Origin of the sequence: Acidithiobacillus sp. (assembly GCF_049965315.1) — a bacterium.
In the GTDB taxonomy this organism is placed as follows: domain Bacteria; phylum Pseudomonadota; class Gammaproteobacteria; order Acidithiobacillales; family Acidithiobacillaceae; genus Acidithiobacillus_B.
In genome coordinates, this window is record NZ_JBMFWL010000007.1 from 1 (window position 1) to 13,240 (window position 13,240).

Annotated in this window: 14 protein-coding genes; 13 read left to right on the forward strand and 1 reads right to left on the reverse strand. The window is 66.4% G+C overall.

Annotation, left to right across the window (positions count from 1 at the left end; translation table 11 throughout):
• The 11 genes from ACP5MM_RS03180 to ACP5MM_RS03230 all read left to right on the forward strand — a co-directional run.
• The coding region (locus tag ACP5MM_RS03180) for a molybdopterin-dependent oxidoreductase (protein ID WP_427934106.1) at positions 1 to 2,518 on the forward strand (2,518 nt) is incomplete at its 5' end.
• Positions 2,515 to 3,585 carry a DNA-binding protein YbiB gene (ybiB, locus tag ACP5MM_RS03185; RefSeq protein ID WP_427932489.1) on the forward strand — a complete coding sequence of 357 codons (1,071 nt, stop codon included), beginning with the start codon at positions 2,515 to 2,517 and terminating at the stop codon, positions 3,583 to 3,585. The genes ACP5MM_RS03180 and ybiB, both read left to right, overlap by 4 nt.
• Positions 3,582 to 4,358 (forward strand): uroporphyrinogen-III C-methyltransferase, encoded by a 777-nt coding sequence (cobA, locus tag ACP5MM_RS03190; RefSeq protein WP_427932491.1) that lies wholly within the window; start codon positions 3,582 to 3,584, stop codon positions 4,356 to 4,358. The genes ybiB and cobA overlap by 4 nt, the downstream gene beginning before the upstream one ends.
• 37 nt (positions 4,359 to 4,395) lie before the next feature.
• Positions 4,396 to 4,752 (forward strand): sirohydrochlorin chelatase, encoded by a 357-nt coding sequence (locus ACP5MM_RS03195; protein WP_427932493.1) that lies wholly within the window; start codon positions 4,396 to 4,398, stop codon positions 4,750 to 4,752.
• A gap of 12 nt (positions 4,753 to 4,764) precedes the next feature.
• A complete protein-coding gene (locus ACP5MM_RS03200; RefSeq protein ID WP_427932495.1) occupies positions 4,765 to 5,343 on the forward strand; it encodes an ANTAR domain-containing response regulator in 579 nt (192 codons plus the stop codon).
• Between the two features lie 313 nt (positions 5,344 to 5,656).
• Positions 5,657 to 7,129, forward strand: coding sequence for a glycogen synthase GlgA (gene glgA, locus ACP5MM_RS03205; protein ID WP_427932496.1), 1,473 nt, complete (start codon positions 5,657 to 5,659; stop codon positions 7,127 to 7,129).
• A 15-nt stretch (positions 7,130 to 7,144) separates the two neighbouring features.
• Positions 7,145 to 8,596: a hypothetical protein gene (locus ACP5MM_RS03210; protein WP_427934107.1), complete on the forward strand. Its 1,452-nt coding sequence runs from the start codon at positions 7,145 to 7,147 to the stop codon at positions 8,594 to 8,596.
• A gap of 46 nt (positions 8,597 to 8,642) precedes the next feature.
• Positions 8,643 to 9,302, forward strand: a complete 660-nt coding sequence (locus ACP5MM_RS03215) for a phosphoribosyltransferase (protein ID WP_427932500.1) — start codon at positions 8,643 to 8,645, stop codon at positions 9,300 to 9,302.
• 60 nt (positions 9,303 to 9,362) lie between these two features.
• Positions 9,363 to 10,163, forward strand: a complete 801-nt coding sequence (locus ACP5MM_RS03220; protein ID WP_427934108.1) for a ferritin-like domain-containing protein — start codon at positions 9,363 to 9,365, stop codon at positions 10,161 to 10,163.
• Between the two features lie 9 nt (positions 10,164 to 10,172).
• Complete coding sequence (gene tsaD / locus ACP5MM_RS03225) at positions 10,173 to 11,195, forward strand: tRNA (adenosine(37)-N6)-threonylcarbamoyltransferase complex transferase subunit TsaD (RefSeq protein ID WP_427934109.1); 1,023 nt, start codon at positions 10,173 to 10,175, stop codon at positions 11,193 to 11,195.
• On the forward strand, positions 11,192 to 11,719 hold the full coding sequence (locus tag ACP5MM_RS03230) for a tetratricopeptide repeat protein (RefSeq protein WP_427932505.1): 528 nt from the start codon (positions 11,192 to 11,194) through the stop codon (positions 11,717 to 11,719). The genes tsaD and ACP5MM_RS03230 overlap by 4 nt, the downstream gene beginning before the upstream one ends.
• On the opposite strand, the gene plsY is transcribed toward ACP5MM_RS03230, so the two are convergent.
• Positions 11,716 to 12,330 (reverse strand): glycerol-3-phosphate 1-O-acyltransferase PlsY, encoded by a 615-nt coding sequence (gene plsY / locus ACP5MM_RS03235; RefSeq protein ID WP_427932506.1) that lies wholly within the window; start codon positions 12,328 to 12,330, stop codon positions 11,716 to 11,718. The genes ACP5MM_RS03230 and plsY overlap by 4 nt on opposite strands.
• 74 nt (positions 12,331 to 12,404) lie before the next feature.
• On the opposite strand from plsY, the gene folB reads away from it, so the two are divergent.
• Together folB and ACP5MM_RS03245 are read left to right on the forward strand one after the other, a co-directional pair.
• Complete coding sequence (gene folB, locus ACP5MM_RS03240) at positions 12,405 to 12,764, forward strand: dihydroneopterin aldolase (protein ID WP_427932508.1); 360 nt, start codon at positions 12,405 to 12,407, stop codon at positions 12,762 to 12,764.
• Positions 12,748 to 13,239 carry a 2-amino-4-hydroxy-6-hydroxymethyldihydropteridine diphosphokinase gene (locus ACP5MM_RS03245; protein WP_427932510.1) on the forward strand — a complete coding sequence of 164 codons (492 nt, stop codon included), beginning with the start codon at positions 12,748 to 12,750 and terminating at the stop codon, positions 13,237 to 13,239. Before folB ends, ACP5MM_RS03245 begins: the two co-directional genes overlap by 17 nt.
• Position 13,240: the final 1 nt, after the last annotated feature.

A 13,240-nucleotide genomic window follows, 5' to 3' on the forward strand; every position in this document is an offset into this window, starting at 1 on the left:
GAGCGAGGCCCTCCAGCGCGCCGCCGATGGTTTTGCCGGGATCATCCGCGCCCACGGGCCGCAGGCGGTGGCCTTTTATGTCTCCGGCCAATTGCCCACCGAGGACTATTACGTCGCCAACAAGCTCGCCAAGGGCTTCATCGGCACCAATCATATTGATACCAATTCGCGCCTGTGCATGGCTTCGGCGGTCACCGGCTACAAATCGAGCCTGGGCATGGACAGCGTCCCCTGCGCCTACGAGGATATCGACCTCGCCGACTGCATCTTCCTCATCGGCAGCAATACCGCCTATGCCCACCCCATCGTCTTTCGCCGCATCGAGGACGCGAAGGCCGGCAACCCCAATCTGCGCATCATCGTCGCCGATCCCCGGCGCACGCCCACGGCCAGCATTGCCGACCTTTACCTGCCCCTCAAGCCCGGCACCGACGTGGCCCTTCTCCATGGCATCCTGCACATCCTCATCTGGGAAGGCTGGATCGACCGCGCCTTCATCGACGCCCACACCGAAGGCTGGGAGGCGCTCAAGGCCCTGGTCCAGGACTACAACCCCCAGACCGTCGCCGAAACCTGCGCCATTGCCGTAGCCGACCTGCGCCGCGCCGCGGAGTTCTTCGGCACCGCCCGGGCCGCCCTGTCCCTCTGGTGTCAGGGGCTCAACCAGTCCGCCCACGGTACCGACAAGAATACGGCCTTGATCAACCTGCACCTCGCCACCGGCCAGATCGGCAAGCCGGGAGCCGGGCCCTTCAGCCTCACCGGCCAGCCCAACGCCATGGGCGGCCGCGAGGTGGGCGGCATGCCCGCCCTCCTGCCCGGACACCGGGATGTGCTCAACCCTGCCCATCGGGAAGAAATCGCCCGGTTTTGGGGGGTCGAAGGCATCCACCCCGAGCCCGGCCTCACCGCCGTACCGCTCTTCCAGGCCATGGAGCGCGGCGAGATCAAGGCGGTGTGGATCGTCTGCACCAACCCGGTGCTCTCCATGCCGGACCAGGCTCAGGTCATCCGTGCCCTGGCCCGGGCTGAACTGGTCATCCTCCAGGACGCCTATCTGGAGACCGAAACGGGGGCCTACGCCGACCTGCTCCTGCCGGCGGCGAGCTGGGGGGAGCGCGAGGCCGTCGTCACCAACTCGGAACGCCGCATCAGCCATCTCGGCCAGGCCATTCCCGCCCCCGGAGCGGCACTGCCCGACTGGGAAATCTTCCGCGATTTCGCCCATGCGCTGGGGGCGGCCCTGGATGAATCCGGGCAGCCGGCGCCGGCGGCCATGGATGGTTCCTGGACCGCTCGCGCCCGGCGCCTCTTCGCCTTCCCCACGGCCGAAAGCGTCTTCAACGAATACCGCGAGACCACCCGGGGCCGTGACCTCGACATCACCGGCCTGTCCTTCGCCCGCCTCGACCGCGACGGCCCGCAGCAATGGCCCTTCCCGGAAGGCGCGGAAAAAGGCCGCGCGCGTCTCTACGGCGACGGCATCTTCCCCACCCCCAGCGGCCGCGCCCGTTTTCGCGCCCCTGCCTACGCCCCGGTGGCGGAGGACATCGACGCCCGTTATCCCCTGCGCCTCATCACGGGCCGCCTGCGCGACCAGTGGCACAGCATGTCCCGCACCGGCAAGGTCACCGCGCTCTTCCAGCACAGTGAAGAGCCGCTGCTGGAAATTCATCCGCGCGATGCGCAACGGCTGGGGCTGAAGGACGGCCAGTTGTGCCGGGTAAGCAGCCGCCGGGGCAAGGTGGTGGTCAGGGCGCAGGTCCTGGCCACCGCCACCCCCGGCGTGCTCTTTCTGCCCATGCACTTCGGCACCCGCTTCGCTCCCGCCGGGGAATGCAACCGCTTGACCCTGCCCGCCATCGACCCGGTTTCCGGAGAGCCGGAATTCAAGCATACCGCCGTGCGGGTGGAGCCCTTGGCCTTTGCCTGGACCGGCGCCATCCTCGCCCTCCTCGAAGACGAAGGCCAGTTCCTCGCCGCCCGCGCCGTGGCCCAGGGCTTTCCCTATGCCAGCCTCGCGCGCATCGGAGGTGCTATGCAAAACGGCTTTTTACTACGCCTCGCCGCCGAAGAAGCGCCGCCCGCCTGGGCGGTCCAAGAGTGGGATATGGCATTAGGAATCAGCGGCGCCGATGCCCTGGATTACCAGGATCTGCGCCGGGGGGTGAGCAAACGCATCTGCCTTCGCGCGGGCCGCCTGATTGCCGCCCGCCTTTTCGGCGAGACCGAAACCCTCGACTGGCTGCGGGCGCTGCTGCTCGCGGGGACCGACATCCAGCCCTACCGTCACGCCCTCTTCGCACCCACGGTGCCGCAGCAACTCAGTGCCTGGGTCCCGTCGCATACGGTGTGCACCTGCCTGGGCGTGAGTGAAACGGTGATCTGCGCCGCCATCGCCCAAGGGGCGAAGAGCGTGGAGGCGGTGGCGCAGGTTTGCGGCGCGGGCAGCGAATGCGGCTCCTGTCGTCCCGAGATCAGCGCATTGCTGCGTGCCCCGGTGCAGGAGGCCTCATGAGAACGCTGCCGCAACTCATCGGTGACGTGGCGCGCGGCAAGGAGCATGCCCGCGATCTCCCCGAGGAAGAGGCCCGGATCCTCTTTGCGGCCTGGCTCGCCGGCGATCTCGACGCCTATAGCCAAGGTGCCTTGTGGACCGCCTATCGCATCAAGGGCGAAGCCGTGGACGAACTGCTGGGCTTCGTCAGCGCCAGCGAGCAAGCCATGCACCGGGTCAACGCCCCCGCAGGCCCCCTGCCCATCATCCTGCCCAGCTACAACGGCGCCCGCCGCGAGGCCAACCTGCTCCCCCTCCTGGCCCTGGTCCTGGCCCGCGCCGGGGTCCCCGTCCTGCTGCACGGGAGCCATGGCGGCGCAGCCGAGGATGCCGACCTGGCCCTCACCGACCACAGTCCGGCCCAGCGCGTCAGCAGTGCCGCCCTCCTCGCCGCCCTCGGACTGCCGGCGGCCGGCAGCCCCCAGGCCATCCATGACGATCTAGGCCGGCGGAACCTTGCCCACGCCGCCATCGACGTCCTCAGTCCCGGCCTGGCGCGCATCCTCGCCTTGCGCCGGCGGCTCGGCGTGCGCTCCAGCGTCCATACCGTGGTCAAGCTCGTCAACCCCTTCGCCGGCCCCGCCATGCACTGCGCCGCCGTCACCCATCCGGCCTACCTGGAACGCCTCCAGGCATTCTTTGGCCGGACGCGGCGACGCGCCCTATGCCTGCGCGGCACCGAGGGCGAGCCCTTCGCCCACCCCAAGCGCCGCCCCGCCCTGCTGGCCTGCCAGGACGGCGCCTGCACGACGCTGATGGAGAAAGACGGGCAACCGCTGCTCCGCCTGCCCGATCTGCCGGCCGATGGCGGCGTCGCTGCCACCTGCCGCTTCATCGAAGAAGTCCTCAAGGGCCGCCTTGCCCTGCCCGACCCCCTCCGCGATCAGGCCGCCTGCCTGCTCGTGCTGAGCGGGCGCAGCCCCAATCTGGAGGCGGCCAGGGCCATACTTGAGGCCGCCCTGCCCGCGCGCGGTCGTTACCCATCATCCCCACCGCCCTTACCCACGTCCCAAGGAGCCCTCCCATGAATTGCCCCGCCCAGGTTTATCTCATCGGCGCCGGACCCGGCGACCCCGAACTCCTGACCCTCAAGGCCGCGCGTCTGCTCCAGACCGCCGATATCCTCTTTCACGACGCCCTGGCCAATCCGCGCATCCTCGATCTGGCCCGCCCAAACGCCCAACGAGTCGATGTCGGCAAGCGCGGCGGTTGCGTTTCCACCCCCCAACTCAGCATCCAGGCGCAGATGATCCACGCCGCCCAACAGGGTCTCCAGGTCGTGCGGCTGAAAGGCGGCGATCCCTTCATCTTCGGCCGGGGCGGAGAGGAGTGCATGGCCCTCAGGGCCGCCGGCATCGCCTATGAAATCGTCCCCGGCATCACCAGCGGCATGGCCGCCGCCGCCTATGCCGGCGTACCGTTGACCTATCGCGCCATCAGCCAGTCGGTATTGCTGGTGACCGGCCACGAAGCGCCGGAAGCCACGCCCGTGGATTGGCGCCGCATGGCGGGCGCCGCCGACACCCTGGTCATCTATATGGGCGTGGAGCGGGTGGAGAAAATCCGCGACGGCCTCCTGGCCGGCGGTCTCTCCCCAAGCACGCCGGCCCTGGCCGTGGAATGGGCCACCCTCCAGCAGCACGAGGTCCACAGCACCCTCGTCGACCTCCCCGCACAGATCGCCCGCAATGGGCTGAAGAGCCCCGCCATCCTCGTCATCGGCGCCGTCGTCGAGATGTCCGCCTGCCTCTCCTGGCGGCCTAGCGGCCCCGGCGCATTGCCACAGGCCGCCTGTTTATGAGAGAAGGGTCTTATTCCGATCCGGTTGGGAAGCGCCCATGACCCAAGCCCATATCCTCCTCGCCCACGGGTCCCGCAATGCCGACTGGCGGCGGCCTTTCGAATGCATCGCCGCCCGTTTTGGCGAGCGCCATCCCGAGCGCCGCGTCTTCCTCTGCTACCTGGAGATGTGGGCGCCGGACCTCCAGGAGACCATTGCCCGGACCTACGCCGAAGGGGTCCGCGAGTTCCGCATATCGCCGCTGTTCTGGAGCAGCGGCCGCCATCTCCAGGAAGATCTGCCCCGCCTCCTTGGCGAGCTGGAACAGCGTTTCCCCGCGATCCGGATCAGCGTGGACGAACCCCTCGGCGAACGTGAGCCCGTGCTTGCCGCCGTGCTCGACGTACTGGCCTAAGCCCCGAGCTCCATGTTTCGCGTCCTGCTCATTGACGACGACCACGACCGCGCCGTCGGGGTCAAGGCCTTGCTCGAAGCCGTCGGCCATACGGTGATCGCCATACTCTCCTGGGAAGCCACCACCCTGCACCGCCTCGATAGCCTGCGCCCGGATGTCATCATCGCCGATGCCGGCAGTCCGGAGCGCGATGCCCTGGAGCATATCGTCCTCCTCAGCGAAACCCTGGAACTGCCCGTCGTGGTGCTCGGTGCCGCCGGTGACGAAGACAGCATCCGCCGCGCCATGCGCGCTGGCGTGGCGGCCTACGTCGCCCACGGCATCTCCATCCACGACATCGCCCCCATCCTCAAGGTGGCCACCCTGCGCTACGCCGAACACCACAAGCTCAAGCGCGAACTGCAGGACGCCAAAAGCGAGCTATCCGCCCGTAAACGCATCGAAAAGGCCAAGGGCATCCTCATGCAGGACCTCGGTCTGAGCGAAGACGATGCCCATCACCGCATGCGCCGCCTAGCCATGGATCGCGGCAAAAAGCTGGTGGAGATCGCCGAAGCGATCATTCTCACCAAGGAACTGGGAAAGCGTTAACCTCGATCCGGCGGTTCCCGCGCTTCCCCAACGCCTGCGCCCGGCAAGCGCCCCCGTGCCGGGCGGCGCAGCGTGGATCCTGTGCTATGCTTCAAAACAACGGGAATGTTCCCATGTCCACCCTTGCGGGGCGCTGCTGTCAGGGTCCCTCAACCGTGGAGTCCTCCCGGGTTCCGGCCGGGGCAATGGGCCCGGAGCGCCCCGGTATGGGTCTGCCGTATTCCTTGGAGTCAGCCTTGCCGCCACCGGCGGTGCTTTTTCTGGTCCGGGCGTAAGAAACAGCTATTTTGCGGTAATCCTCAAGGGAGACATTATGTATGTGATTCAGGTGGCTACGGAATGCGCGCCGGCAGCCAAGGTGGGTGGGCTGGCGGATGTGGTCTACGGCCTGAGCCGGGAATTGGAGGTTCGCGGTCACTCGGTGGAAATCATCCTGCCCAAATATGCCAACATGCGTTACGATCAGATCCAGGACCTGCAGGTGAGCTATGGGGATCTTTGGGTTCCGTGGTATGGGGGCGCCATTCATTGCACGGTCTATTTCGGTTTTATGCACGGCCTGAAATGTTTTTTCATCGAGCCCCATTCCGCCGATCATTTTTTCGAGCGCGGCACTTATTACGGCTATCTCGACGACCACATGCGCTTCGCTTTTTTCAGCAAGGCTGCGCTGGAATTCATGCTGAAAACCGGCAAGCGGCCGGAAGTGATTCATTGCCATGACTGGCAGACGGGCCTGCTCCCCACCATGCTTTTCGAGATCTATAAATACCACGGGATGGAACATCCGCGCGTCTGCTACACCATCCACAACTTCAAACACCAGGGCATCGCCGGAGAAAATATCCTGCGCGCCACGGGCCTCGGCCGCCCCTGGCATTATTTCCACCCCGACCGCCTGCAGGACGACCACAATCCCACGGCCATCAATTTCATGAAGGCGGGCATCGTCTATGCCAACTTCGTCACCACCGTATCGCCGCAGCACGCCTGGGAGGCGCGGCATACGGATCAGGGCTACGGCCTGGGCCATGTCCTCTACCGGCATCAGAACAAGTTTTCCGGGGTGCTGAACGGGCTGGATTACAATTTCTGGAATCCGCAGACCGATCCCCTGATACCGCACCATTACGACCATCAAGACCGGTCCGGCAAGGAAGGGGACAAACGCGCCCTGCGCGACCGCCTCTGGCTGCGGGATGACCACAAACCGCTGATTGCCTATGTGGGCCGCCTGGACTGGCAAAAGGGCGTACACCTCATCCGCCATGGCCTTTTTTATGCGTTGTGGAACAACGCCCAGTTCGTCTTGCTGGGCTCCAGCCCCGAATCGGGCATCAACGATTATTTCTGGCACCTCAAGAACTATCTCAACGAGAGCCCGGATTGCCATCTGGAGATCGGTTTCAACGAGGAACTGGCCCATCTGATTTATGCCGGCGCCGACATGCTCATCGTGCCCAGCATTTATGAGCCCTGCGGCCTGGCCCAGATGATCGCCTTGCGCTATGGCACCGTTCCCATCGTGCGCGGCGTGGGCGGTTTGCTGGATACGGTGTTTGACCGGGATTACAGCGATAAGCCTTTTCCCGAGCGCAACGGCTATGTTTTTTATCAGGACGACTATCCGGCCCTGGAATCGGCCATGGGGCGGGCCATCGCCCTCTGGCATGAAGAGCCCGACAGCTTTCACGAACTGGCCGCCAACGGCATGGCTTGCGACTACTCCTGGAACAAGCCGGGAGAGTATTATCTGGGAATTTACGATTTCATTCGTGACCGATGAAAGGGGATAACGACGATGTCAACCGGACTGCTGGATGATTTGCCCGATTTCTGCGGCCATGAGGACCGGATAGCGCAAGCGCTGCGGGGGCGTCCTGCCCAGGACATTACCCGAAGCGGCATCGACTTTCCCCATATCCGGAGTGCCGCGGCCATCGCCCTGCACATGCATCAGCCCCTGATCCCGGCCGGTGGGGACGATCTCCATAGCGCCGCCATCATCGGCAACCTGCAATACATGATGGAGCACCCGGAGATCGGCGACAATCACAACGCATCGGTCTTCCAGTGGTGTTACGAGCGGATGGCGGAGTTCGTGCCGGAGCTGCTGGCCGCCGGCCAGCGGCCGCGGGTGATGCTGGACTATTCTGGCACTCTCCTTTACGGATTGCAGCAGATGGGTTTGGAGCATGTCCTGCAGTCCCTGCGCACCCTGGCCACCGACGAGCGCTATCAGGGCGCGGTGGAATGGCTGGGCACGGCCTGGGGCCATGCCGTGGCGCCCTCCACGCCGGTGCAGGACTTCCGCCTTCATGTGCTGGCTTGGCAGGAACACTTCGCCGCCCTCTTCGGTGACGCGGCCCTGGCCCGGGTGCGCGGCTTTTCGCCGCCGGAAATGGCCTTGCCCAACCATCCCGATGTCGCCTATGCCTTCGTCAAGACCCTGCTGGACTGCGGGTATGAATGGGTCCTGGTGCAGGAGCACACGGTGGAGCAGCAAGGCACCGGTCAGCCCCTGGTCCAAAAGCATCTGCCCCAGCGGCTGGTATGCGCCAACTCCCAAGGGGAGAGCATCAGCATCACCGCCATCATCAAGACCCAGGGCTCCGACACCAAGCTGGTGGGCCAGATGCAGCCCTGGTACGAGGCGCAGGGCCTCTCCCGCATGGACCTGGGCGGACGGCAGGTGCCCCCGTTGGTGACCCAGATCGCCGACGGCGAGAATGGCGGGGTCATGATGAACGAGTTTCCCCCCAAGTATCGGCAAGTGGTGGAAGCGGCTTCGGGTTCCGCCATCCCCCTGGTCAACGTCAGCGAGTATCTGGCCTACCTGGCCAGCGAGGGGGCCACGATGGAAGCATTCCCGGCCATCCAGCCCGTCCACCAGCAGCGCCTCTGGGAGCGCTTCCATCCCGGCGACGGGCCGGAGCGCCTGGCCGCCGTCATCGCCGATCTGCATCGGCAAGACCAGCGTATTTCCATGGATGGCGGGAGCTGGACCAACAACATATCCTGGGTGCGCGGCTACGGCGATCTGCTCGGCCCCATGGAGCGTCTGAGCAGCCTCTTTTACGAGAAGGTGCTGCGCCCCGGCATCCCCAGCAGCGATCCGCGCTACCGTCAGGCCCTGTTCTTCCTGCTGGTCAGCGAAACGAGCTGCTTTCGTTATTGGGGAGAAGGACTGTGGACCGATTACGGCAAGGAACTGTGCCGTCGCGGTATCGAATTTCTGGAAAAGGCGTTTTAAGACCGCGTTCATCCGGGATCATGCACGCATCAAGGGAGGGAGAACGATGTCCTTTGCAAACCGTGAAGAAGCCGCCCTGCAGTTGGCGCGGCGCCTGGCCCCCTACCGGGGGCAAAAACCGCTCATCCTGGCCATCCCCCGGGGTGCGTTGCCCATGGGGCGGATCATTGCCGATGCCCTGGAAGGCGATCTCGATGTGGTCCTGGTGCGCAAGCTGGGGGCGCCCAACAACCCCGAGTTTGCCGTGGGGGCCGTGGATGAGGGAGGGAGAATCCTGGTGGAGCCCTACGCCCGGCGCATGGGGATCAGCGATGCGTACATCCAGGAGGAGGCGGCGCGGCAACTGGCGGTGATGAAAAAACGCCGAGCCCAGTACACGCCGGTTCACCATCCCTTCGATCCGGCCGGCCGGCTGGTGATCGTCGTGGATGACGGCGTGGCCACCGGTGCCACCCTCAGCGCGGCCTTGCGCTTTCTGCGCGAACGGCGACCCCTGCGTCTCGTGGCCGCCGTGGGCGTGGCGCCACCGGAGGTTGCGGCGCAGTTGAGGACCCTGGCCGATGAAGTCCTGTGCCTGGAAACGCCCGACCCTTTTTACGCGGTGGGGGCCTTTTACGCGGATTTCCGCGAGGTTAGCGATGATGAGGTGATCGCGATCCTGCGGGAATCGCAGGGGGCGCCGGAAAGCTCCGAAGAAAAGTCCTAGGCCGGGTATCCCCGCGGGGCGGCGCTAGCCTTGCCCGCCCCGCGGGGAGATAATGAATTCATGGAGAATGCGGACATGCCCGTCTGGGCGGCGCTGATGGAGACGGACCCCGACCGCAAGGTGCAGCGGGTGGCGGCCTTGCGCGGGGGTGGTCCTGCCATGGCGCCGGTGGCCATCCCCGTCCCCGGGCGGCCGGCACGGCCCGTCCTGGTGGCGCCCAAGGCCCTGCCGGCGCGGCGGAGTTTGCGCACGCCCGCAGGGCGGGCGGTGCTCATCCATGCCTTGACCCACATCGAGTTCAACGCCATCAACCTGGCCCTGGACGCGGTCTACCGCTTCCCGGGGCTGCCGGAGGCCTTTTATCGGGACTGGCTGGCGGTGGCGCGGGAGGAAGCCCTGCATTTCCAGCTCTTGCGCGAGCACCTGCGCAGTCTGGGCAGCGACTACGGCGCCCTGCCCGCCCATGACGGGCTGTGGCAGATGGCCGTGGCAACGGCCGACGATCCCCTCCTGCGCATGGCCCTGGTGCCGCGCGTGCTGGAGGCGCGGGGACTGGATGTGACCCCGGGCATCCAGGCCCGGCTGGCCCAGGCCGGGGATCTGCGGGCAGTGGAGATCCTGGAACGTATCCATCACGATGAACTGGGCCATGTCGCCGTGGGCAGCCGCTGGTTCCGCTACCTCTGCGCAAGCCGCGGCCTGGATCCGGAAGAAACCTTCTTCGCCCTGGTGAATGCGCATTTTCGTGGGCGTTTGCAGGGGCCGTATCAGGAGGAGGCGCGCCTGCAGGCCGGCTTCAGCCCCGGCGAGATGGCCTGGCTGAAGGCGCGGCAAAACCCCCCTGCCGACTGCCGTTTTTAGGATGGTTCCATGCGCATATTGGGTATCGAAAGCTCTTGCGATGAAACGGGTCTGGCCCTCTATGACACCCAGGGGGGATTGCTGGGAGAGGTGCTCTTCAGCCAGGTCGACATTCACGCCCCCTACGGCGGGGTAGTGCCGGAGCTGGCCTCGCGGGACCATGTGCGCCGCCTCCCTCTGCTGCTGCGCGAGCTGCAGCAGCAGACCGGCGTGGAGCGCCCCGACGCCATTGCCGTCACGGCCGGGCCGGGGTTGATGGGCGCCCTCCTGGTGGGGGTGAGTTTCGCCCGCGCCCTGGGCTTTGCCTGGGGGGTGCCGGTCTTGCCGGTACATCATCTGGAGGGCCATTTGCTCGCCCCTCTCCTCGACGGGGAGGCTCCCTTCCCGGCCGTGGCCCTGCTGGTGTCGGGCGGCCACACCCTGCTCATGGAGGTGCGCGGCCTGGGGGACTATGTCTTATTGGGGGAGACCCTGGATGACGCCGCCGGTGAGGCCTTCGACAAGGCGGCCAAGATGATGGGGCTCGCCTATCCAGGAGGGCCCATCCTGGCGCAGTGGGCGGAACGGGGCGATCCTGCGGCCTTTGCCCTGCCCCGGCCCCTGCTGGATCGGCCGGGTCTGGATTTCAGCTTCAGCGGGCTGAAAACGGCCTTCCGCTATGCCCTGGACAAGATCCGCCCGGCCAGCGATCAGCAATTGGCCGATCTCGCCGCCAGCTTCCAGGCGGCGGTGGTGGAGACGCTGGCGGAAAAATGCCGTCGCGCCCTGCGGCAAACGGGCCATCGGCGCCTGATCGTGGCCGGTGGCGTCGGGGCCAATAAGGCCCTGCGCGCCCGTCTGGCGGATTTGGCGTCAGGGACCCGGAGCCTGGGGCCCGTTGCGGTGCATTATCCGCGCCTGAGCCATTGTACGGATAACGGGGCGATGATTGCCCTGGTGGGGGGCTTGCGGCTCGCCGCCGGCCAGGTACCGGCGGCGGATTTTCCCGTGCGGGCGCGCTGGCCCATGGAAAGCCTGGAGGCGCGCCGATGAACCGGCCTTTTTCCTTTACCGAAGCGGTGGAGGCCATTGCTGCCCGCGATGCGGATTTTCAGGAAGGACTCGACTGGCAGCAGACGGATCATCCCCCGGAGGCGGCGGCGGCCTTCCGGCGCTCCCTGGCGAAGGCGGGCGACAATGCCGTGGTCTACACTTTTTATGGCTGGGCCCTGGCGGAATCCGGCGACCATCACGGCGCCATCGCCGCCTGCCGCAAGGCCATCCGGCTGGATCCGGAGTGGGGCCAGGCCTGGAATGACCTGGGCGAATACCTCATGGAAACGGGGCGGGTGGACGAGGCACTCTTCGCCATTCGTCGCGCCCTCAAGTCCCGGTCCTTTGACAGCCCCCATCTGGCCCAGATGAACCTCGCCCGCTATTACCTCTACCAGGGCAGCCTGCGCCGCGCCCTGGCGGCGGCAGAGCAGGCGGGTCGCCTGGCGCCCGGCTTTCGCCCCGCCCGGCACCTGGCAGAGTGGATCGCCGAACGCATGACCGAGTGGAACATCCGCGATTAGGAGCGGCGGAAGGGGCGCTCCGCACCGCTGCGCAGGCGCGCGATGTTGCCGCGATGGCGCCACAGGACGAGCAGGGCGAGAATCAGCAGAAGGACTTGCTCGCCGCGTTGCCGGAGCAGGAAGAGACCCAGGATGGGGGCCGCCAGGGCGGCGCCGAGGGCGGCCAGGGAAGACAGCCGGGTGACCAGGAAAATCAGCACCCAGACCAGCAGCACCGCCCCGCCCAGGGGCGCTTGCAGGGCGAGCAGGATGCCCAGGGCGGTGGCCACGCCCTTGCCGCCGCGAAAGTCGAAATAGACGGGGTACAGATGGCCGAGGAAGGTGGCCAGGGCCACGGCGGCCAGGGCCCAATCCTCCAGGCCCAGGAAGCGGGCGAGGGCAACGGGGATGACGCCCTTGATGAGATCGCCGGCCAGGGTGAGGGCGGCCGCCCTCTTCCCGCCGAGGCGCAGGACGTTGGTGGCGCCGGGATTGCCGGACCCCGCCTGGCGGGGATCGGGCAGGCGCAACAGGCGGGCGACGACGATGGCGGTGGCGATGGAGCCCAGTAGATAGCCGAAGATCGGCAGGAGGATCGTGAGGGAGATCGCCCAAAGGCTGTGCTGCGGCATGGCTGTCTGCTGTACCAGGAAAAACGCTATTATACGGTGAGTCGCGGCGCAATGCCGCTTTTTCGGGATAAGCCATGGATACGCTTTTTGTGCGCGAGTTGAAGGTGGAGACGCGGATCGGCATTTACGACTGGGAACGCCAGGTCAAGCAGACCATCCTGATCGATCTGGACGTGGCTGCCGATGCCGCCTTTGCCTCCCGGAGCGACAAGGTGGAGAGCACGGTCAATTATCAGACCATTTGCCAGCGCTTGGTGGCCCATGTGCAGGATGCCGAAGTGGAACTGGTGGAGACCCTGGCCGAACAGATGGCCGCCATCATTCTCGGTGAATTCCACGCGCCCTGGGTACGGGTGACGGTGCACAAGCCCGCGGCGGTGCGCGGCACCCGCGATGTGGGGGTGCAGATCGAGCGCGGTGTCCGCCCGGTCTGACGCGGCCCTGGTGGTCCTGGGTCTGGGGAGCAATTCTGCCCCGGAGCGCCATCTGCTCTGGGCCTTGGCGGCGCTGGCCCGGGATTTTGCGCCGCTGCGCCTGGCTACGCCCGTGCTGGGGCCGGACACGCTCCATGGCGGGGCGGATTACGTGAATTGGGTCTGTGCTTGCGTGACGGATTGGCCCGAGGAAAGACTGCGCAGCCGCCTCCAGGCGCTGGAGCAGGCATGCGGTCGGCAAAAAGGGGCGGTGGTGACGCTGGATGTGGACCTGCTCTATTTTGCCGATGCGGACGGGGTGCGTTGCCATCGCCAGTGCCTGGAACCTTACTGGTTGGCGGGCCTGGCGCAACTCTTGCCGGAGGCGCGAGCGGAGCCGGGTGGGGCGAGTTTCGCCGAGCGCTGGCGAGCCGTGCAGGCGCTTGGCGGTAATCTTGCCCTCCGTCCTTGGCAAGGGCGGCTTGGAATGGCCTGAG